Raw genomic sequence first — 22,484 nt, 5'->3', positions numbered from 1 at the left:
ACCGCCGCCTCCAGCCCTCCAGTTATCCGAGGTGGGGCGTGCTGCCAGATCTGAGAGGAAATTGACAGTTTTTGCAGGAGCCGCTGCACTGACGGTCGGTGGCTACCTTGCACTATTCGTACACGGTTTCTGGGGGACAGCGCTGTGCGTCGGAGCACTCGTGATGACTGCCCTCTCGGTAAGCCTGAAGCGGAAATTTGAGGTCGAATACCGGTGTGCCAAGGCTAACTGGGATGAGCAACGACAGACTTGGCTTGCCCAAGCGGGTCCGGCGACATTTGAGGATAAGCGAAAACTCTTTTTGTCACTTGCCGACACATATTCAGGCTTGCCAGCGAAAGAGCGCGAGTTGCTTGTCGAGCTCGAAAAGACCAAGCGCGAACGACAGTTCACCAACTACATGAAATCGCAATTAATCGAGCGGGCTAAAATACCAGGGGTTGGTCAAAGTCGCAAAGCAACGCTCGCCTCTTATGGTTTTGCCAATGCCCTTGATGTGAAAAATCGGCGTGTCCCGAAGCTTCCAGGATTTGGACCGTCTCTCGTCGGGGAAGTGGAAGCATGGGCGAGCTCGGTAAGCCAAAAATTTACCTTCAATCCGACAGCTCCAACAGAGCCTCATCTGGTTCAACAGGTCAAAAGCACGATCACCATGGAACGCGTTGGGCTCGAACAAAAACTCGCAAATGCTCATGATGAGTTGAAAAGCGTTTGCAGATCTGCAGAACGCCTTCGAAACGCACCGCCACAGGCCATGTACGATGCACTTGTCCGACTGAAGCAAATCGAAGTAGACAGGGGATAATTGCCAATGTCTGCACCGTACCGGAATTTCTGGATCATCGTCGCTATGACGGTCGGCGCGACGGTGTTGGCAAATATATCATCCAAGCCAGAGGTTGCTTCTGGTAAAATTCCACCAGGCTCATCTCATGCAGGTGGTAGTGGATCATCTGGTCAAAACCAGACTCCAACCCCGCAGACGTCTCCAGGCATTCGGACGCCATCTACAACGACCGATCAGAAGTCCCCGGCGCTTCCACCAGGGACGAAGGTGGCAGAACAAGATCAGCCTGTGAGGCAATATCGAAGTATTGATAACGACATCAAACAGGCATTTGATACCGCGATCGAGGCTGCGTTGGCGCAGAAAATTGGTGGCTCTGGCTCCGCGGTTGAGGCTGGCAATGCAGCTTTGCCTCTCCCGTCATTGACCACGACGGAAGTGAAATCGACCCCTAAGGTAGCGGACGCTCTATCAGATGCGAAAACAAGCGCGAGGGTATCGCGAACTACAACCAACCTCAATATGCGGACACGACCAGATCCCAGTTCGCCCTTGATCGAGGTACTGACTACCGGGCTCGTTGTCACCATTGTCGATGAGCAGGCTGGTTGGGTCCAGGTCCTGGTCAAAGAAACCGGCCAAAATGGATGGGTGAATGCAAAATTCCTAAAGAGCGAGTAGCATGAACAACATCTAGTTGCGCTAACATGATCTTCGATTAATATCATCTCCAGTAGGGGATCGGGGATATTTTCGTGCGTAGAGTTGCAATACTAAGTTGCTGTGTTTTCGTTTTGCATGGCTTGATCGGAGGAACCGCAAGTGCCGCACCTGAGGCCAGAGCCGGCATCAAGGTCACCGCGGGTCTGACGAGCGTCCAGACGGCAGCCTTGCCCACTCCCAACCCAACGATGATCTGGCTGGTAGTTTCTAGTCGGCCGACGTTTGACCAAGCCGCTGCCGTAGCCCAGACTTTTGCCGCAACTCTTGGCCCGGCGCTTATAACGCGTTCGCGTAACGGCTCATTTGCCATCGTAACGGGGACCCTGTTCAAGGACAAAGCCAAGCCCAATCTTCAGACATTGAAAGATCTTAGACTTGTTCCGCAGGATGCGTTTTTAAGTGCTGGCGAGGGCTTTGGATCGATCTTGTTTCACAGCTATACAGCGGGAACGTCTACTGACGTGATGACGCAGACCACTCTGGTTTCTTCCGTGAGACGTCTGCAAATCGCCTTGACGCGATTGAAGTTCTATACTGGTTCGACCGATGGTCTGGTCGGACCTGGGACGGTCAAGGCATTTGCAGCTTATACCGCTGCATTCGGAGCGCCCACTGGGGACTATCTCGATGACTACGCACTTAACCTGATCGAACAAAGTGCGCAGGACGGGTTTCGCTCAGTGACAGAACGTCAAGTGGCCCAGAGTATGGGTTTTGAAGACGGCGAAACATATGCTCAAGCGGTTAAGGGAGGGTTCAAATCTCCACAGGTTATGCTCGTTGCGAAGCAGCGCGGGTTCCAGACGAACGTCGATTTCGAGGCGGCGTCACGATCTGGATTTGAAACTGCCGAGGAGTACGGGAAAGCGAGAGCCGGTGGGTTCGAGACCGCAGACGAGTATCGAGCAGCTTCGCGATTTAGTTTCGAGACGCGCACCGAATACGTAGCCTTTCGATCATCAGGATTTGCTGACAAGACCACCTTTAAGAGCGCGCAGGAAAAGGGTTTCGCAGATAAGACTTCCTATGAGCGAGCCGTTGCAGCAGACTTGAAAGCTGCTCGCTTGAAAGCCGGCATTCTGCTTGATGATGCCCAAGTTTTCATCAGGCTCAACCCACAAATCCCGAACCTTATACAAGTCGCCGACAAGGCCTCTATCCTTGGTGTTACGCTGCCGACTGGAAGCACGTCAAATCTTGAACAGGCATCGTCTGAGCTCGAGGCCATTTTGATCACGTTAGTCGGCTACAGCAACTTTGTTGTGGCTAGAGATAAGGAGCGCGCTGACGACCGTCAGAAGCAGGTTCTCGCGCATCAAAAGGCGCTTGAGGCGACGCGTGCATCGCTGACAAAATGGGTCGCAGGAAATATTTCCTCGCCAAAACTCCCGCAGGTCGTTCAAGAATTAAAAATTTCTGCCGATGCCGTCATCTCGGATGACCTTGAGGCCCTCGAAAACGCAAGACAGTCACTTGGAACTTTGATTTCCAGAACTGGGTTAGCGACCGAACTTGCCGGATACCAGGCCGCGGGTGCGGGAAGTCCTGAAGTCATTCAGAAAAACTCGAACGCACCTTTTGCAGTCACGCCATTAAACGCGGTGCTCTTGAGTGGCGCGTGGGGTGACGTGGTTTCGTTTTTCAATGCGTCCGCCGATGCACCATCACTCGTTCGCACTTTAAACGGAGGCGTTTCATTCTCGAAAGATTACGCGGCTGTGTGCTTGATCGGACTTGACGAAACACCCTCGCTTAGACGTGGGCTACGAGACATCCTAGCGCCAATGGGTGCGACAGTTGTAAAGATAAGCTCGTGCGACAGCCGGAGTCCAGAACGGGTGGACCTGATTATTGCAAAAAGAAAGGCATTCCTCGAGGCACAACCAAGTTTCGCCGTCGCATTTCTGGATGCACTTGAGGCTAAGAAACTTCGCGTGTTCGACGCGATTGATTACAAAAAGCTAGCAGAAAGAGAAGAGAAGGAAATCTCTCTCATTACCGCAGTGACATCTGGCGTCGAAGCCGGATCTCGAAGTGGATTTGGCGCTTTTGAAACTGCTTCTGAGAAGGGCGACCTATGCGTCGTAGTCGCCGAGGCAGTTGATGTTCATGAAGAAATGCTGAAAGAGGTCACTACGCTCGTCGAGACGACGAAGCCTCTGAGGGTAATAAGTGACAAAACTTTGGAGCAAATTTACCCTATGATACTGCGTGATGAATGCCGTGCGGTGTATGGAGCCTCCAGCTCGCTGCGGCAGCTGACGCAAGCTATGAAGCGTGATGAAAAGGCTGGCATTTTCCTCCCCATTTGGATTGAAAGCGATAAGGTCGCACAGTCTGCCGCCAGACTAGCAGCCAGCAAACTCGAAACAGTGAAGCAACAGGAAGCTGAAAGACTTGCGGCTCAGGAAGCGGAGCGCTTGTCTGATATTCGTAGACAAGAGGAGCAGTCACGCCGAGGCGTCGTTGAAGCTGAGCTCCAAAAAGTCAACGGCCCAGCGGCAAATGCGCGGCTTACGAAGTTTACTAGCTTCCTCAAGGCGTCGCTTACACCCGATGGCGGGTTAGCTGCAACACAGACGAACTCGCCGGCTTATCGGGAATTTACTGACTGGCTCAATGCGCAGAAGAGAGATGGCTGGGAACTCGGGAACGTCGACACGTCCATTGACGATTTTGGAAGCGTAAATTGGAAAGATCGAAAACTTGATGCGTTGGTGACTCGAGTTGCATTGGAATTTAAGAGCCGGGAACGTGGAGAATACCGAACGGAGTGCGTTTTGTTCGGTGTCGTGCTAGATGATGAATTCGAAATGGAGCGGGATCCATTGCACGCGCTATGCGCGGACGAGGTCGCCAAAATCAATACTTGGAAGTCTGGGCACAGTTTTGAAAGTCGCTGGAGAGCGGCGAATCGTGATTCCGCAACGCCATAGGGTGCTCGTGTGAACTATGCCCACCTAGAAATCTGAACGAAATATGGCTGGGCATATTTTTACACAACGCGCTTTTAGTCATTCACGGGTCGTAGTGCTTCTGAGCTAGGGAATTCGTGTCAATTCGGTCCCTTTTGCGCTTTTTCTTAAAGTGGAACGCGCGACCTAGTCTCCGAAGCGTTGTCGCGGTACGGAGTGATCAAGAAAATCAGCGTTTTGGTGGGGACGGCTGAGCTGGAGCAGGCCGCATCGGAGCGGGCGGTGCGGGCCGTGAGACGATCTGCGACGTTGGCGGATTCAGCCCACCCTTTTTAACATAGCCTTCACTAACCGGCCGAATGCTCCAGCTGCCGTTATTTGGCGTCTTCGGGTTGCCGCTCATTGAAGCTCCTTGGTATTCGCTTGTGTCGCTGGGAATTCGATATGCATCCCTTCAGGCTTCCTAGATATATAAATTCTTGGGCTTGCAAACAATTGGGAGCCATCAAAATCGTAAACAATCGCGTCTCTAAGAACTACCTCACGCATTTTGCCGGTTTCGGAAAACACAGCCACCCAACCCGCATACACAATCTTGTTCTCAAAATCGCGAACGTGAACGTACTCGGAAGTTGCATCGGAAGAGTTAAACGTGAAGTCCCAAACGTCTTCGTCACCATAAGTTTTCGTCGCCCCTATAGTCTGCAGAAATCGGGTCATCCATTTGTAATTCACGGCATAGAGCCAGATGACGCCGAGAATGAAGCCGACAACAGTGGCAATCGCGATCTGTAGGACAATCGTATGTTGGTTTCCGCGCAGAACTGAGCCGGTGGGGATGCGGATAAAAACTTGGACTGATTTAGACGCTAAGGCCAAGACTTCTGCGATACTCGATGGGACTGAGTGATCCCAATGATAATTTGATGCGCTTTTCATTGTACCATCGGATGTAGGCATCAACCTCGCGGACAAACTGCTCGATCGTGATGGTTCTCCAGTCGCCAGGATAAAACAGTTCCGTTTTCAACCGACCGAAGAAGCCTTCGCACGCGGCGTTATCCTGTGAACAGCCCTTGCGAGACATCGAACGTAGCAGCTTCGCATCGCTAATCCGCGTGAGCCAGCCGGGCCAGCGATAATGCGCTCCACGATCAGAGTGGACGATCGTCCTGCCTTCGCCGTCGGTAACGGTCTCGATGGCGGCGTCCAGCATCGTGTTGACCAGCCCCGCATCCGGTTGCGTTCCAATTGACCAACTGATCACCATGCCATCGAAGCAATCTATGATGGGCGACAGGTACACCTTTCCAGCTGGAATTTGGAACTCGGTTATGTCTGTGAGCCATTTCTCGTTCGGTGTTTTCGCTCTGAAGTCCCGGTTGATCAGGTTCTCCGGCGCAGGGCTGACTTCTCCCATATACGAGCCAAAACGCCGTCGCCGCGGTCTGGCGACCACCAAACTCTCCTGCTTCATCAATCGCTGCACAACCTTTTCCGAGATTGTTACGCTCTGCCTGGCCAGTGACGCCTGCAGTCTGCGGTAGCCGTAGCAGCGATGGTTGCTTTCGAAGATTTCCGTCAGGCTGCGGCGGATGGCGACATACTTGTCTTCCAGATTCACTCGGGTGCGGTGGTAGAAGTACGAGCTCCGCGCAATCCCCACCTGCAAAAGCAGTTCTGGCAATCGATAGGTGTCTTTGAGGGCGTCAATCAGCTGTGTCTTTTCCCGATTACTCAGGAGTTGCAGATCGACGCCCAGGCCTTTTTTTAGCAATTCATTGGCCTTCTTCAGCAGATCATGTTCAAGCTGCAATTGTCGGACATCGCGCTGGAGGGCTTCAAGCTGTCGCTCGAGTTCTTCGCGCTCCGGCGCTGGCGCAGAAGTGTTGCGGCGTTTCATGGATGAGGCAGCCTCTTGACCGAGTAACTCATTTCTCCAAGCGTACAACGTCGGCCGGCATACACCTAGCCGCTCGGCTATTTGCTGGGCACTTTCCTCTCCACTGCAAAGATCAAGAACCGCGACTTGTTTCAAAGCGTCGGGATAGGCCGGACGCCAGGATCGACCAACCATCGAAGTTCTCGCCTCCGGAAATGCCTCTCGAACCCATGCGGTCAAAGTTCCACGACCCGGATAGCCCAACGCTCTCATCGTCGCAGAGATACAGCGATCGTGAGTGCGGTAGTGCTCAAGCGCCGTCTGCTTCTGGGCCTCAGTAAACTTCGGCGCGCGAGCCACACAACGAACGCGTAGGTCTTGATGCTGCTGGTACTCGCGATACCAGTTCCGCAGCGCATTCTTGGTCGGATAACCCAACTGGCGGATCGTCGCCTTAACCCGCTTGCCGAGCTTGATATACAGCTCGACCGCGCGAATTCTGTCAGCATGGGAATACATGAACTACCTCCTGGTGGTCCAAGTTTTAGTCCGCATCCCCTTATGCGCCTAACCGGCTCAGTTCTGCGCGGAAACCAACAAATCGTACTCGTCAAGAGGTTCTGAGTCTCGACTTTTGACAGATCAATAATGATGAAATTGAATCCGAACAGCCAGTATCCTGCATAAACGACGATATAGCTGGCCATTCCAAAAAGAAACGACTGGAACACGAACTCGATCTGTGTCGGCCCGGATCTGGAGCCAAAGCGGGCATCAATATGCGTCCAGATCACCCCTGGTAGAAACAAGAGCGCGAGCTGAATTAGGAACGGGCTAGGTGTCAAAGTATTCCCTCAGAATCGAACAGCATTTCCTTTAACATCCTCTAGGCGGCCGTAAATGTGAAGGCTCGCGGTTTCCGCTCCGTCAGATGGCGGAGGTTCACGGCGTCAGACACAAGTATTGGAGAGAAGATGTGCCGCCAGCGCCCCTTGCCCTCGCCTTGAGTAGATTCGAACTCAGGACCTCGCGCTGGTGCCGACATCAAGGTCCAAGGGAAGTATCGCCCTGCGAGGGTCAACTAACCTCGGTTCCAAATCGTGCCACCATCGCCCTCAAGAGTGATAGCTGTGCCGTGGGGTATGGACCGCGCCACCAGATCCTTCATCATCTCATTTGCCAGTGCTGACCGTGCCGGAACCGGTACGATCCGCTCATGATAATTGGGCGCCTCCAACAGATCGCCGCCGATGACCACTGGAAGTAGGTCTATAGACTTGAGGCGACCCTCAGCGTCGAAATGGCATGTGGCAATGACGCTTTTCCAGACGTCCGGATCGGTCCAAACGACTTCGCCTTCCTCCAGATGAAACAGGAAGTTGCCGAGTCCAAAGAAGATCGGCGCGTTGCGATAGATTTCGATCGGCTGCAGCACAGGTGCGCCATGGCTGACGAACGCGCCGGCGCCGGCATCGATGCAGGCACGGGCGAGCGTCTGAACCCAGCCAGGAACCTCGCGCCAGCTCGGCTCCCAGTGATGATGATGGAGATAGGCGATGACGAACGCACCTTTGGCGACCGCCTCGCGGATCGTCGAAAGATGGATATCGAGGCTTTTCTCGTCCACCAGTATTCGCCGCTGGTTTTCCTCGGCACGGCGAAAGACAGTACCGTAGAAATCCATATCCTGTGCATCGTTGAGAACGCGCGGATCTTCCGGCTGCGTGTAATTTGCCCGCTCCATGGGGGAGCTTTGAAATGTCTGCTGGATGCCGGCCAGGAACCCAAACGTCGCGTCATCGACGTCAAAACGCCGCGAGACGTCGAGATGGTTCACACCCGGCCTGGCAGGTCGCGTTGCTGTCGCATCGGCAGCATACATGTTCGAGGGACCCGGTCCGGCATCCATAGCGACAAGCGCCACCTTCCGGTCGCCGAACATCCTGGATCCGGCCCGACGCGCATGGGTGGCGTCGACACCGATACCGGCATACAGGAAGCCTCGGGCGGCCACTTCCTCTAACGTTGACAACACGCCGGAAGGCCCCAGATCGTAGGCATGATTGTTGGACAGCGCCAGCGCGTCGAAACCCACATCTTTCAGCGTATCCAGAACGACCGGGTCTGAACAGCCGAAATACAAGCCCTTCATGGGCCACCCCCCATGCCGGCCATAGATCGTCGTCTCCAGATTGGTGAAGGCGATATCGGCCTGACAGATCACCTGCTTGATCTCGTCGAAGCCGCTGTCAACGACCTCTCTGACATCGTGATGAATGAGGGATTGGCCCGTCAGGACGAGCGTGAACGGTGAGGACATGATTGCAACCCTAATCGGCGGAAGGAAACAGGCGGCCGGCAGGGCCGCCTAGAATTATCGTGAGAGCGTCACTTGGAAAGCTGCGGCGCGATATCCATGCGGAACCACGTCGTGGCGATACGGCTGATCGTGCCATCCTTGATGCTGGCTTCCAGCGCCGTATCGAAAGCAGCGATGAGATTGGTATCGTCTTTGCGCAGCCCTATTCCCACACCGGGGCCCCAAGTGCCACCGGAGAGCTGCGGGCCGAAGAAGCCTACGTCCTTTCCATCCGGTGTCTCGATAAAGTCCCGCCAGACGAAATAGTCTCCCAGTCCACCATCGACGCGCTGGGCGACGAGGTCGAGTTTGAGGTTTTCCTGGCTGTCATAGCTGCGCACTTCGGCGACATCCCCGAACAGCTCCTTCACCACGGCCTCGGAATTGGACGACCGAAGAACGCCGAGCGTCTTGCCGGTCAGGCTTTCCCGCAGTTTGGCGACGGCCTTTTTCTTGGCGTCATCCATGTCGGTCAGGTTGAGCTTTGCCGTGACGTCGCCGTGCTCAAGCCCCAGGTCGCGGCGCATAACGATCTGGTTCGGCCCGACGGCGTAGGGCTTGGAGAATGCAATCGATTTCTTGCGTTTTTCGGTGATGGACATGCCTGCCATGATCGCATCGTATTTCTTCACCAGCAGGCCCGGAATAATGCCGTCCCAGTCTTGCGCCACGAAGGTGCATTCGATCTTAATTCGCGTGCAAAGTTCTTTGCCTACGTCGATGTCGAAGCCGATGAGCGCACCGGTTTCGTCAATATAGTCCCAGGGCGGCGATGCGCCTTCCGACGCAATGGTGATAGCCGTGCGCTGCCCGGCCTGGCCCAGGCCCGTACCGAGCACGAGCGCGGCCAGTATGAAGCTCAGATGTTTTCTCATGTTCATTCCCCTTTTTATTGGTTGAGACGCGAAGGATGAGCGGCGTAGCACCGCGCAAGATTGTCCCTGAGGCCGCAACTGACGCCAACCTCGTCGGTATTCCAGGCCGCTGCGATTTCTGGCAGCGTGATCCGGGATGTACCCGAATGGCCGAGCAAGATGGCTTCGTCGCCCAACTTGATGTCGGGGACGTCGGTGACGTCGATGCGAAGATGTTCAAGATGGGCAGGAGGCAAGATCGGCACACGCCGCCCGCCGACGATCGCTGCGGCTCCAGGCGCGAGCCGGCGCGGCACCCCATGCCCCCAGCCGATTCCCAGGACCGCGAGACGCATGGAGGCTTGATAGCCTGGTAGACGCGGAGTAGGCCCCAAGCTGTCGTCGCACTGTTTGAGCGCAATGATCCGCGCCTTGATCGCCGATAAGGCCGGGCGCGTGACCAGATCACGCCCGCCAGGTTGCGGGCACGCCAAGCCGAACAGAAGGGCGCCGGGATCGACGGCGTCAAAATCAAATTCCGGATGCCTCATCATGGTGTCACTGCTGGACACCATGACGGTCGCCGGCAGACGCCCGCCTTCCTTCAGCCGTTCGAGGATCGGGGTGAGACGCGCCACCTGTTCGGCCGCAGACGAGCCGGCCTCGCCGAATTCGCTAAGATGTGTATAGACCCCGTCCACGGTGATGAGAGGTTCCTCCGCGCAGAGATCCAGCAAATGCTCGAGTCCGGCGGGTGCGACGCCGGCGCGCCAGAACCCGAGATCCACCTTGACGAAAACCCTGAGCTGCACATGGCTCAAAAGCCAGCGCCGCAAGTCTTCCTCGCCGGAAATCGTAATGGTCAGGTCGAGATCCCGCACCAGATCGACCGCCTCGGGGCCAATACCGGCATACATCAGAATCTGCGCCGCTGACACAGCCTTGCGCACCGCAAGGGCGTCGCGAATGGACACCACTCCAAAGGCGTCGACACCCTCGGCGGCGAGGGTCGCGGCCACCTGGCCTGCGCCGCAGCCATACGCATCCTGCTTCAGGCAAGGCAGGATCCTGGTCGTCGGATTGACGACGGCCCTGATGGCGCGGTAATTGGACGCGACGGCAGGTAAGTCGATCTCGCGCCAAGCGGTCTCGCCGGCAAGAATGCCGTCCTGGCGGAGACTAATATTCATAGCGCACCTGCTTGATAACTGTGCGGCCGGCAAGTGCCTTCGTCCGCGGAGTACCCGTCAATCGAGATCTCCAACGCTCGCAGGAGACGTGTGAAGATGACGGTGAGACTGAGATATAGAAGGCCAGCGGCAATGAAGATCTCGTAGGGAGCAAAAGTCTCTGCAACCAGCTTTCGCGACAGTCCTGTCACTTCAAGCAGCGTGACCGTGCTGGCCAGCGAGCTTGCCTTCATCATCCCGATCACTTCATTGGCGTAGGAGGGCAAGACGCTTCTGAAGGCGATGGGGAAGACGATCCGGAGCCTGATCTGCATGGGGGTCATGCCGACGGTCTCGGCCGCCTCGACCATGCCGGGCGGCACAGCCTGAATGCCGCCGCGGAAGATTTCTGTCATGTACGCGGCGCCGTTGAGCGAGAAGGCGAGCAGACAGCACCAGAAAGGGTCGCGCAGAAGCACCCAGGCGAAGCTCGCGCGGATGAGCTCGATCTGACCGAGGCCGTAATAGATGATGAAGAGCTGGACCAGCAGCGGCGTGCCGCGGAAGACGTAGGTGTAGACGAGAACCGGAACCGAGACCGTTTTGTATGTGGATGCATGCATGAAGGCGAACGGAACCGAAAGAGCCGTACCGGCGGCCAGGGAGGCGAATGTCAGCAGCAGGGTCAGCGGAATGCCACCGGCCAGCACGATCGTACTGTCGAACAGGAGTGCAATATCCATGACGTCTACTCCTTAGCGGCCGGGCACGGCAAACCGCCGTTCCAGAAGGTTGAAGGCGACCAGTGCGATGCTGGTCAACGCGAGATAGAGAGCGGCGGCGGCGAGATAGAATGTCAGCGGCGCTCGCATCGAACCCGCCCCGATCGAGGCGACCCGCATGATATCGGTCAGCCCGACGATCGAGATCAGCGACGTCTCTTTGATGAGCGAAATCCACTGATTGGCCAGTGCCGGCAGAGCGATGCGCATCATCTGCGGCAGGATCACCAGCATCCAGGTCTGCCACGGATGCATACCCAGCGACCGGGCGGCCTCGACCTGTCCTTCCGGAATGCTGAGAACCGCGCCGCGAAAGATCTCGGCCATATAGGCGCCGGAAACGATGGTAAGTGCGACCACCCCCGCCAGGAAGGCGTTCACCTCCACATACCGGCCAAAGAGAGCGCTTATCGCAATGGTTCCGCCAAAAAAGATCAGCAGAATGACCAGCAGCTCCGGCACGCCGCGGACGATCGTCGTGTAGCAGCCGACTGCAGCGCTCAGCGGTTTGAGCTTCGACAAGCGCCCCGCTGCAGCGGCCAGTCCGAGCGACGTGCCGAGCACGCCGCTGACCATCGCCAGGAGTACGGTTGTCTTGAGCCCGTCAATGAACTGGATTGCAAAACCATCCATGGGGTGGACCTTCTATCTATGAGAGGCAAGGAAGCCGCGGAGACGATCGGATGCCGGCGACTGGAAGAATTGCGGTGGCGGCGCTTCTTCCTCGATCAGCCCCCGATGCATGAAGGCCACCCGGGTCGACACTTCCCGCGCAAAGGCAAGTTCATGGGTCACGATCACCATCGTTCGCCCCTCGCCCGCCAAAGCCTCGATAACGCGGAGCACCTCGCTCACGAGTTCAGGGTCCAATGCGGAGGTCGGCTCGTCGAACAGCAGCGCCAGAGGCTCCATGGCCAGTGCGCGTGCGATCGCTACACGCTGTTGCTGGCCGCCCGAGAGATGCCGCGGATAGGCATCGGCCTTCTCGGACAGCCCGACCTTGGCGAGGTAGTGACGCCCCAGATCCGCTGCGGCGCCGCGCCGCATTCCCTTCACGTGCACAGGCCCTTCCGTGACGTTCTCGAGCGCGGTCTTGTGCGGCCAGAGATTGAAGCTCTGAAAGACCATGCCCATCGAAGCGCGGATGCGACGAACCTGCCGTTGATCAACGATCGAAGCAGGTGCGCCCTGCTCAGCAGCGGGCCGCGTGGCCAGTCTCTCACCATGGACCCAGATGTCGCCGCGATCAGGGATAGTTAGCAGGTTAAGGCATCGCAGAAGCGTGCTTTTGCCCGAACCGCTGCTGCCGAGGATCGAAAGAACTTCGCCGGGCCGGACATCCAGGCTCACCCCCCGAAGGACATCGGTGGGGCCAAGACGTTTTTCGACGCGGTCCGCGCGTATGCCATGAGATGACGCTGGTTCAAGAAATGAGGCGCCGGACGTCATGGGTACCGCCTCGAATGCGATGCATTCCCTACAGGGGATCCGACAAAATTCGGGCACGATAAAGCTCTTGTTGCGCGCATGGAGCGGCACCATCCTCTTGCTTCTTCAAGTTTCGAATGATCGGAGCGATTTCCGCTCCTCCGTGCCGAATGCTTCCTCGGCGGCGTCTGGGTGTAAAAATTGCTCCGAAATTCGGCAGGCGTCAATTTATAAGCAATAATATTTTTTGATAAGCCACACTTATAGGATAATAGCCATACTTCGCCAAATTTGCATATTGGTATAAGCTCTGCTTTGCGCATAAATGGATTTGCACGTTCCGGGAGCTCCGCTATGGTCGAAATTGCAGGCACCGGCATTACGCTTCGGCATCTTCAAATCCTGCGCGAAGTCATCAGGGCGAGGTCGGAACGTGCGGCAGCGGCAGTGCTCGGCATCACGCAACCCGCCGTCAGCCAGCAGCTCAAACAGCTCGAGGCGCTGCTCGCCGTGCAATTGTTCGTACGCGACAAGGGTCGGCTTCTCCCGACCGCACAAGCGACGGCGCTCTTTCGCGACACGGACGCAACCTTTGCCCAGATGGACAGGATCGCCAAGACGGTGACCTCGATAAAGGGTATTGACAGCGACACGATCAGCATCGCCGCGCCTTATGTGTTCTCAATGAAATTGATTCCGGATGCCATACGCGCGCTACGCTTGCGTCAGCCGGTTCATGGAATTCAGCTCAAGTCAGGCAGCTATCACGAGATCGCCGCGCATGTGCTCGAAGGGCGGGCGGACATCGGGCTCGCCCGCCTGCCGCTTGACGAGAACGTCTTCGACTGGCGCCCCGTCGCGACAGCGACGAATGTTTACGTCTTCTATCCCGGCCACCGGTTCTCCGGGAAGGACATAATTCGGCCGGAGGATCTGATCGGCGAACCTTTGGCAGATGTCGAGCCACAGATGCACTCACACCAGATGAACGAAAATGCGCTGCGCTACATGGGCGAGGAGCCGCATCTGGCAGTTCAGGTAGATATCATCGGCCAGGAGATAAACTATGTAGCCGCGGGCCTCGGCATCACGAGCAGCAATACTTTTGCCGCGCGCCAGTTTGCAGCCTTCCCCGTCGAGTTTCGTCCATTCGAGCCTAGCGCGCTCTATCACTACGTTGTCTTCTGGCAGAAAGGCCGACGGCTCGGGCCGGTGCTGCAAGAGGCGATCAATGTCATCGTTGAATGCGCGACGGCCGCTGAGACCGAAGAGCTGCAGGTGATATAGAACGACGAGCTCTTGAAACGGATTTGAACCGTCGGCACGTATATCAAATTTACTAAGTGATTGATCAGAAAAGGGAAGCAGTTTCGCGGGGTCTAAAGTCCTTCCCATCAGTGTGGCTCCCATCCTGCCCTCACGCCTCATTCTGCACCTTGTAAGACGAGCTGCGCACGCTGGCTGAAGTCGCCTATCCTGCTGAAAGGCAAAACCCGTATATCGTCGGTCACGACGGGAAAGCGTGAAACCAGCATGTGCTGGACCTGATCGAGCCCGAGCTTCGTTTTCAGAAGGTGTTCACGCCTTACTTCCTTTTGTAGTGCCCTCTCGTATGCTCTCACCAAGCTCCTGTTGTATCTCGCAAAGCGTTCCGCGTCGGAATCGACCTGATCCAGATGCCGGAAATTGTTCTTGCACTGAACGTTCCAGATTACACCCTCTCGTACTGTAACCACGTCGAATTCAGCGCGGCCGACACGGGTGATCGCCTGCAGGGAGAAGCCCTGCTTTCCCAATTCTGCGGCGACGGCGTCCTCGAAAATAAACCCCGACCTAATCTGGTATCGCTTTTTTCGGTCAAGACTACGAGCACGCCAGCTGTATAAGAACCGGCTGAGCAAGGTCACCGTGGATCGATATACCCCCCCAACCAAGACCATCGGCGCATATGTCGAAAGGCAGCTCGAGTAGTCGCCGGAGCGGTTTACGAAGGCGTCTTTCAGCGCCTTAGATGCCGAGAACCGGCGAAAAAGCCGCTCCAGATCAGGAGGGGTAATTGCGATCCAGAAATCGCGATCGATATAATCATTGGAAAGCTTGCGGATGAGCTTCGAGCATGGGGGGAAGTCAGATGCTGTAAGATCAAATTCTGCATAGGCTACCTCGATCAACGCTATATCGTTGCGAAGCTCAGCCGCTGAAAAGAGCCTGTCATCGCGAACCTGTTCGCGCTTTCTCAGGATTTCCAGTCCTTCTTCGTTTATTGGCATGTCAACGATTGGTGCCCGTTCTGGCTCCAGGAACAGCGGGCTCAACATAGCAAGTTCGGACTTCGGATCGTCGGACAGGTTCAAGCTTTGGCGCGCAAACCTGACGTTGAGCACGGTTTGGCAGCCAGACATTGGAAGGGCGTGCAGCTCAATAAGCGGTAGGACGACGTTCAAAGTGTTCAGCGGATGCAGAGGCTTAACGCCCCGGCAGACGTGCGGCATGAGCTGGAGCACAGCAACAAGATGTCTGCGGCGAGACTGGAAATAACCAATCATCGAGCCGACGTCTGCGAGGCCTTCTTCAGCCGTTTCGATACCGTGCATGGTAAAGGAGTGCCTTATGGCAAAACACTGGACCATCAAGTTTCCAAACCGGGCCGCGAAGTTTGCGTTGAACCTAACGGTGAGCCATTCCCTGATCCAGACGAGATAGGTCGGTTCGGCAAGAAATCTTTCGACGCGTGTCGCGAAGAGCTCTGCGATGACTGCCTCCTCTTCTGCTGACCAATCGGCGATGAGCAGATTGATGCACTCCTCTATGGCTCTAAGCGTGTCCAGCCATGAGAAGATGGCCGTCTTCTGCTCATAAGTCCCCAGTTGGCCGCGGATGTTCTCATTCAAACCGATCCTTACTAGGATCTCATCGCTGCTAAGCGTATGCGGCATGCGGTCGTCTATGATCATTGTCACCCTCCCCTGCGTGTCTCATCTGTCAGGCTGAGAAGGCGCCCAGAATAATCAGGGCATGCTCGGCCGTGTCGTCGTAGGTGCTTCAGCGAAAAGTCCGCGGCTAACTCTTTAATTTGTTGAGCGATAACAGGGCCGGCCAGGCTAATGCAACCATAGTCTATTTACGGGTCAGATTGGGTATGTTACCCATTCTGGGAGATCGGGTACAATACCCGATCATTCAGGCCTGTTATGAAATTTGTCACAACCCCCGACGCGTCGCTGTTGACTGGACTTTCGACCGCCACTCTTCGTGAGTGGACAAGCCGGCGGGCCCTTATTCCAGCTGACTTCCCTCCAAAGAGCAAAGGCTCGCCTGCAGGATTCACGTGGCAGACAGTCCTTCTTTTAAGAATTGCAGCTGCGTTGCGAGACAGGTTTCATCTGGAGCTTCAGTTTCATCAATCTCTATTTACGAGTCTCAAGACTGGTCTAAGAAAGACGTCGTTCATCGCACTTCGAGACAAGACGCTCATCCTGGAAGGCGGGAACCTATGGTCTTTGGAAGAAGAAACCTCGCGAGCACCTTCTCGCGACGGCATATTGATTGTCCTGCACCCACATCTTGAAGTTCTGGCAAGGGGCTTTGGGTTATCAATGCCTACAAGATCGACCGGTCAGCTCGAGCTTTTTCCTGTCCGCTCACTTGATGCGGTCGACCATGCTTCGATTGGCATCAGCCTCGTCAAGCCCGACGCTGGGAAGCGGCGGAGATCAGTGTGACAAGTCCAGCGTTCAAGCTAGCTTTAGAGGCGACCGGATACCTCAGCGCGACCGGGCGACTGGCTCCTGGCTTCGTATCGGCTGAGGATCCACGCGCGGCGAGACTGCGGGCGGTATTCTCTGATGATGTCGTCGGTCTGAACGCAGACGCAATTTTCTCTGCACAGAACGCTCCAACCAGCATCTTCAAAGATGCAGGTTTCACGGCCCCCAGCGAAACCGATTTGCGACGGTGGCAGGAAGCCGCGTGGAATGTCGGCGTCGCACCCCTTCTCTGGGTTGTCACTCCGACCGACATACGAATCTACGACTGCTACGCGTCACCTGAGCAAGATGGCTCCATAAAAAATGGCGAACCACGCGTACTCGACAGTTTCGTTCTAAGTTCAGCGGATCGGCTGCGTGATCTTGATGCGCAGTGCGGACGAATCGCGACTGAGACCGGTGCCTTTTGGGCCAGTGCTATCGGCTCCAAGATCGATAGGCGACACAGGGTCGATCGCGAACTGCTCGCGGAGATCAGCGCGCTAGAAGATCGTCTTACCGCGCTGGAAAAAAACAAGAGTGTTCGCGACCTGGCTCATGCTCGCGACATTGCTCAACGCTTCATCGGTCGTTGCATTTTCACATGGTATCTCTTGGACAGAGGGATCGCGCAGTCTTTTCTACCTCCTGAAATGCCGGCAGACCTAAGCGAGATGTTTGCTACGCCCGAAAGAGCTTTTGCACTTTTCGACTGGCTAAGGATGACGTTTAACGGCGACCTGTTCCCGATGGATGACCCGGGTGCTGAGCGAGACCAACTTACCTCGCAGCACCTTGAACTTATCAGGGATTTTGTTGAAGGTCGCAGCCTTATTTCAGAACGATATGGTCAAGGACGGCTGTTCCGCTTCCGCTTCAACGCTATCCCGATTGATCTAATCAGCTCCATCTATCAGCAGTTTGCACGGACAAGCGCCGCGGATGAGGCGAGATCGCAGGGTCTTCATTACACGCCCGTGGAACTCGTGCATTTGACGCTCGACCCTGTTTTCGAGGGGTTGCCGCATGACGCGCGAATAATCGATCCGGCGTGCGGTTCTGGTGCTTTCCTTGTCGAGGCATTCCGTCGGTTAGTTTGGAGAGCATCTGAGGGGAAACCGGTCGGCCGGAAGCTGGTACGCCACATACTTTACAATCAGCTTTTCGGTATCGACATCAACCGGTCGGCTCTCGGCATTGCTGCGTTCAGCCTCTACTTGGCAGCCCTCGAACTGGATGAAGACCCGATCGATGATATCGCCGACTTAAAATTTGATCGGCTCATCAACACAACTCTGTTTGAAGCAGATTCCCTCGCCGACCAGCTGCCAGAGAAAATTACCAAATCTCGCTTCGACGCCGTCGTAGGCAATCCGCCGTGGACTTTCGTGACGACAGGGGTGAAAAAACGTCGCTCACCTGATGCGTCGACGCTAAGGCCACGGCGTAGCCCTGACCAGGCGTTTCTCGGACTCGCAGCCGACTTGGTCGGGGACGTGGGCCGAATTGGCATGGTGATGAAAGCGACCCCGTTTTTCTCGAAAGACACGCATGCGGTCGCTGCGCGCGCCCATTTGTTGGAGCGGTTGGCACCTTCAGCTCTAATCAATTTGTCATACCTTCGCCGCGAAGAACTTTTCCCAGATGCGGTTGGGCCTGCTCTGCTTTTCTTTGCTCGTTGCGCATTGGGGCCAGATAAGACTCGCCTGCTCGTGGGATCCATTCCTTGGACGCCAGATTTTCGTCGTACCGGCGTGTTCCACCTTGGCCCGGGTGAAATCAGATCGGTTCCCTTGAAACAAGTCCTGGCAACACCACCCTTCCTAAAGGCAGCGACGTTTGGGACCGTGCGTGATGGCTGGCTGATCGAGCGCCTTGAAAGGGAGTTTCCAACACTCGATTGGGCATTGACGGATCTCGGCATCGCCAAAAGGCGGCATCGCGGTCAAGGATTCAAGGTCAATGGCGCTGGGCAAAGCGCACCGCCAGATCATTATTTTGATTTGCCGGTGATCACTCCCGACGTGTTCAACCCTTTTCGGTTGCAACTCGAAAATTTGCACAAGCTTACCCACAAAACACTACACCGAACCAGGAACCCTTCTATCTTCAAGGGGCCGCTATTGGTTTGTTCGAAAGCAGGCTCCGACGCCGGCGCCGAGCGTGGTCGATTTAGCGCGGCCGTGTTCGAACACGATGCACTCTACAGCGAGAACTTTACGGGTGTCTCATTCGCAACTTCAGACCAACCTCTAGGCTATGTCCTCAGCGGGATACTGAACTCAAGCATCGTTTCGTTTCAGCTCGCTATGGGTGGACCGACTTGGGGTCTAGAGCGACCGACAGTCCTGCCACATGATCTGTTGTCTTTGCGTATCCCTCACCTGAATACCGCCGACACCAGCCTCTTAAGGGCGGTGATCGACGCAGAGAGCCTCGCTGCCAACCATCCTGGTGACCATCAAGTACTCTCCAGATTAGACGAGGCTGTTTTCGATCTCTACGACCTTGAGCACGATGAGCGCGTATTAGTCCGGGAGAGCGTTTCACGGGCCCGTTACCTGATATTTGAAAATCGCGGCGAGCGAATTGGGCTTACGGCATCGCCAGATTCAGACTGCCTAAGGGCTTATGCAGCCCAGGTTACTGGTTCAGTCGACGCTTACCTTCGCGCACGGAATGAGCGACATCTTGAGGCTATTGTGTATCCAGCGAAATTGGAGAATGGCAATCTAGCAGCCGGTGTTCCGGGTATAACCGCCGTTAGGTTTATGATGGCACCTGGAGGTCCTGGCGAGAAGCCTGTTGTTCGTATCGGAGACGCAAAGGAGCTCGGATCGCTGACAAACCTATTAAGGGGCCAGCTTGAGGCGGACATACCTCCCTATCTCAATGAACGGCGGCAAATGCGTTTGTATAGCGATGAAGATCTTTTTATTTTGAAACCGTCCGAGACGCGTTACTGGACTCAAACACTCGGCCTCAACGACGCCGACGCCATTCTCGCTGATCACTGGGTACGGAGGCGGGATGTCCCTTCTCGCGCCTGACGGTCCTGTTGGACGCCCTACATTCGCGTTGTCAGACGACCAAATTGCGACAGTAGTGGATCTCGTATGCCGTGGAAGCTCTGCCGCTCGTAGCGATCTCACCGCTGGGATGCTTGAGGTGCCAATCACGATTGTAGTCCGCAAAGCCATGAGGCGCGTGAAGAAAACGCTCGGGCTCACCAATCTGCAGATTCGTGGCGAAGTCGAGCTTGAGGACATGTCAACGAACGATCCAACTCTTCTAGGTCGGATCGATATAACTTTGCAGTTCATGCATCAATTCGGTGATGAGGACGCGTACGTAGCCATTGAGTGCAAACGCGTCCACGCGGGCGATACAGGCTTAAACGCGCGCTACGTAACTGAGGGAGTGGATCGGTTTTTCAAAAGCAGATATGCCGCCGGACATGACTGGGGTTTCATGCTTGGCTATGTATTAGCTCTGCCGGCTGCCGATGTGGTCAAATACATCGATGCTCGTCTCGTGAAGATCTACGGCAAGAATGCTGGTCTAGCAGCGGCGGATCAGCACGCACAATCTTTAGCCGTGCTTGAGGGCGCGCTCGTGCAAAACGGTGGAGATCATACAATCCGGCTGAGGCATATATTCGTTGATATGCTTCCTGCTTCAAAAGCGACAGTCGAGTCCGCGACGGCTTGAGATACCGCGGCGCAGGCCAACGGCGCGGTGGGATAGGTCGACACGCGGCCATAAAAAACTTTGCCGCCGAACCACTTGCGAACTCGACACAATCACTTGACATTCATCGGATGATATTCCGTGCTCAACTCCGAAGTCGCTGTGGAAATTTGACGATCTCGCCTGTCTCCAAATCGGTTGCTTCGACGACCGTTGGCGGCTTGAAAAGATAGCTCACCGAGTCAAAGCTTTTCATCCCTACGTCGGTTAGGCCGACAAGTTGAAGGATTTCCTTCCGAGGCAGTGCCAACATATGTTCAAGGAAGTCTTGAGAGTAGTCGCCCGACGCAACAAGGGCTTCGACACCCCTACGAAGCATCCTTGGACGCTCCATCACCATCACGTCATCGAACGGCTCGGACTGCCTCCAGTCTCTCCGGTTCATGGAGATATAAAGCCGCTTTTTTGCCTCGACGTCGATCATACCAAGGTCGAACGCCCGGGCAATCATTGCGGCAATCGACATGCCCCATCTCTTTTTCAACGCACAAAAATAATCAAGTGACGGTGTGGTGACTTCGTCCCAGAAGCTTTCCTTTGGAAAAAGGAAAGCTCCGGCAAACCGATGCGCCTGCTTTTCGATAATCTTGTGTAGGTCGGGATCGCGGTTCTGTTCCGCCGTGACATTTTTATGCAATACAAGATGTCCAAGCTCGTGGGCCACATCGAACCGAGCCCTTGCGGCGGTCGCGCTGTGGACATTCACACCGATAAAACTACGTTTGAGCAATGGCGACCGAAAGAAGAAGCCATCTTGCTTTTCGGAGGGGATATCCAGCATTGCAACCGGAATTCCTGCATTCTCAACGCTGAGTACGACATCCCGGATCGGTAGGCTGCGCAGCTGCCATTGCCGGCGTAATTCGCTTGCGCATTTCTCGATCATCACCGGTGATATCAACCGTACGTCGCTGGGAAGGTCGACTTCGGGGATTGCCTGCTCAGGAAAATCGAGTTCCTCTTCGAGTGTCCAGAACAATTCGCAGAGCCATTTCATACGTTGTTCGGTCATCTCGCGGGCGGCCTTCGTCTCCGCGACCTGGTCGCGCCAGAAAACCGTTCCCAAACTCTCTGACCAAGCCTTCCGGGTAAAGAATTCGACTGGAAAAGCCAAGGCTATGGCAATAGCCTCAAGATTATTCTTGGTTGGTCGGTCTTGGTTTGCCTCATAGCGGGTGATAGCCATCGACGTCACGCCGATCTTATCAGCAAGCGCGTTCTTACGAAGGCCGCTCGCCAGCCGAGCTTCCGTTAGTTTCTCACCCGAAAAATTTGCGACACCCTTAACCATTGGATCGCAACACGCCCTTCCCGTTCTTCCTTCTCACGATAACGCGGTCTTCCTGTATGCTGTGGCCGTACTTTGAGGCGCCAATATCGGTGCGTGCGCCTCCAAACATCGCAAGATCATGGAGATCAAGCCTCACGATCCAGTTTTCATAATCTGCGTCAGGGATCGCGAGCATTAATGCGCCAAGTTCGCACTCTCGCTCTCCAAACCTTGATCCGCATGCTCCATGGAGTAGAACCGCAAGGAGGCCGTCAGACCAGTTGAGCAACCGGGGCGGACGGTCTCCAAGATCTAGTTCGAGTTGGGTAATGATACCCGCATGCCGGCTGATTTCTTGTTTATAGTCCGCTGCACGCGGCCGACCACCATAGAGTGAATCCATCGGCTCCTGCATCACGATGACCCGTCCGGCCTTCACCAGCAGCTTTCCCTGACCATTACAAGCCAAGCGCTTGATGTCGTAAGGAATGTCGTGCTTTTGGGCGGCGCGGATTAGGGCCTTAGATATCGCCGTGCTGCGACCCCGGGCGAATTCATAGTATCGCTGGTCGGGTGATATTAGCGGCTCTTCAGCCAGCCTGTCATAAAGTTGTCGATACTCCCAAGCCGCAAAATTCGTCATACTCTCGACGAACGACGGTGTCAGTTCATTGCAGACGACATCTCAGAGCTCGTCACCCGGACGCATGAATCACCTCACGTCAGACGCATAAAGCCAAATGCACTTTTTTGTTAAAAAAGTAAAGTCTGTTCACGGTGGCCGAGCTTTGATCCTCTGTAACCAAGACCTCCACAACC

General features: G+C 55.5%; 17 protein-coding genes. 6 read left to right on the top strand and 11 right to left on the bottom strand.

All coding sequences use genetic code 11. From position 1 onward, the window contains the following. The first annotated feature begins 61 nt into the window (after positions 1-61). From RBH71_RS02005 to RBH71_RS01995, 3 genes are all read left to right on the top strand, one after another. Entirely contained in the window at positions 62-805 is a 744-nt protein-coding gene (locus RBH71_RS02005; RefSeq protein WP_323687020.1) for a hypothetical protein, read from the top strand. A 6-nt stretch (positions 806-811) separates the two neighbouring features. Continuing rightward, entirely contained in the window at positions 812-1,468 is a 657-nt protein-coding gene (locus tag RBH71_RS02000; protein WP_323687019.1) for an SH3 domain-containing protein, read from the top strand. 74 nt (positions 1,469-1,542) lie between these two features. Next, a complete protein-coding gene (locus RBH71_RS01995; protein ID WP_162632827.1) occupies positions 1,543-4,446 on the top strand; it encodes a hypothetical protein in 2,904 nt (967 codons plus the stop codon). Between the two features lie 378 nt (positions 4,447-4,824). Here RBH71_RS01995 and RBH71_RS01990 read toward each other — a convergent pair whose 3' ends face one another. The 8 genes from RBH71_RS01990 to RBH71_RS01955 form a co-directional block, all read right to left on the bottom strand. After that, positions 4,825-5,304 carry a DUF6338 family protein gene (locus tag RBH71_RS01990; protein ID WP_112155468.1) on the bottom strand — a complete coding sequence of 160 codons (480 nt, stop codon included), beginning with the start codon at positions 5,302-5,304 and terminating at the stop codon, positions 4,825-4,827. Then, positions 5,288-6,826, bottom strand: coding sequence for an IS3 family transposase (locus RBH71_RS01985; protein ID WP_112155467.1), 1,539 nt, complete (start codon positions 6,824-6,826; stop codon positions 5,288-5,290). Before RBH71_RS01985 ends, RBH71_RS01990 begins: the two co-directional genes overlap by 17 nt. A 562-nt stretch (positions 6,827-7,388) precedes the next feature. Beyond that, positions 7,389-8,627, bottom strand: a complete 1,239-nt coding sequence (locus RBH71_RS01980) for a CapA family protein (protein WP_112155466.1) — start codon at positions 8,625-8,627, stop codon at positions 7,389-7,391. Between the two features lie 68 nt (positions 8,628-8,695). Then, positions 8,696-9,541, bottom strand: a complete 846-nt coding sequence (locus RBH71_RS01975) for a transporter substrate-binding domain-containing protein (protein WP_112155516.1) — start codon at positions 9,539-9,541, stop codon at positions 8,696-8,698. A 14-nt stretch (positions 9,542-9,555) separates the two neighbouring features. Continuing rightward, positions 9,556-10,710: an alanine racemase gene (locus tag RBH71_RS01970; RefSeq protein ID WP_112155465.1), complete on the bottom strand. Its 1,155-nt coding sequence runs from the start codon at positions 10,708-10,710 to the stop codon at positions 9,556-9,558. Next, positions 10,707-11,432, bottom strand: coding sequence for an ABC transporter permease subunit (locus RBH71_RS01965; RefSeq protein WP_323687018.1), 726 nt, complete (start codon positions 11,430-11,432; stop codon positions 10,707-10,709). Before RBH71_RS01965 ends, RBH71_RS01970 begins: the two co-directional genes overlap by 4 nt. Before the next feature lie 12 nt (positions 11,433-11,444). Continuing rightward, the gene (locus tag RBH71_RS01960) at positions 11,445-12,104 is read right to left on the bottom strand and encodes an ABC transporter permease (protein ID WP_112155463.1); all 660 of its coding nucleotides are present in this window, start codon (positions 12,102-12,104) and stop codon (positions 11,445-11,447) included. Between the two features lie 12 nt (positions 12,105-12,116). Next, the gene (locus tag RBH71_RS01955) at positions 12,117-12,920 is read right to left on the bottom strand and encodes an amino acid ABC transporter ATP-binding protein (protein WP_112155515.1); all 804 of its coding nucleotides are present in this window, start codon (positions 12,918-12,920) and stop codon (positions 12,117-12,119) included. Positions 12,921-13,253: 333 nt separating this feature from the next. Between RBH71_RS01955 and RBH71_RS01950 the strand changes: the two genes are divergently transcribed. Next, positions 13,254-14,186: a LysR family transcriptional regulator gene (locus RBH71_RS01950; RefSeq protein WP_112155462.1), complete on the top strand. Its 933-nt coding sequence runs from the start codon at positions 13,254-13,256 to the stop codon at positions 14,184-14,186. A gap of 137 nt (positions 14,187-14,323) precedes the next feature. On the opposite strand, the gene RBH71_RS01945 is transcribed toward RBH71_RS01950, so the two are convergent. Continuing rightward, a complete protein-coding gene (locus RBH71_RS01945; RefSeq protein WP_323687016.1) occupies positions 14,324-15,853 on the bottom strand; it encodes a hypothetical protein in 1,530 nt (509 codons plus the stop codon). A 764-nt stretch (positions 15,854-16,617) separates the two neighbouring features. Here RBH71_RS01945 and RBH71_RS01940 point away from each other — a divergent pair. Together RBH71_RS01940 and RBH71_RS01935 are read left to right on the top strand one after the other, a co-directional pair. Beyond that, entirely contained in the window at positions 16,618-19,695 is a 3,078-nt protein-coding gene (locus tag RBH71_RS01940) for an HsdM family class I SAM-dependent methyltransferase (protein WP_112157465.1), read from the top strand. Next, positions 19,676-20,356, top strand: a complete 681-nt coding sequence (locus tag RBH71_RS01935) for a hypothetical protein (RefSeq protein WP_112155459.1) — start codon at positions 19,676-19,678, stop codon at positions 20,354-20,356. Before RBH71_RS01940 ends, RBH71_RS01935 begins: the two co-directional genes overlap by 20 nt. Before the next feature lie 124 nt (positions 20,357-20,480). Here the strand turns inward: RBH71_RS01935 and RBH71_RS01930 are convergent, their stop codons facing one another. Together RBH71_RS01930 and RBH71_RS01925 are read right to left on the bottom strand one after the other, a co-directional pair. After that, positions 20,481-21,686: an XRE family transcriptional regulator gene (locus RBH71_RS01930; RefSeq protein WP_112155458.1), complete on the bottom strand. Its 1,206-nt coding sequence runs from the start codon at positions 21,684-21,686 to the stop codon at positions 20,481-20,483. Next, complete coding sequence (locus tag RBH71_RS01925) at positions 21,679-22,308, bottom strand: hypothetical protein (RefSeq protein WP_112155457.1); 630 nt, start codon at positions 22,306-22,308, stop codon at positions 21,679-21,681. The genes RBH71_RS01930 and RBH71_RS01925 overlap by 8 nt, the downstream gene beginning before the upstream one ends. Positions 22,309-22,484: the final 176 nt, after the last annotated feature.

Source organism: Rhizobium sp. AN68, assembly GCF_030758035.1.
GTDB lineage: Bacteria > Pseudomonadota > Alphaproteobacteria > Rhizobiales > Rhizobiaceae > Agrobacterium > Agrobacterium tumefaciens.
The sequence above is the reverse complement of the archived record's forward strand: the minus strand, read 5'-3'. Positions and strand labels throughout refer to the sequence as shown.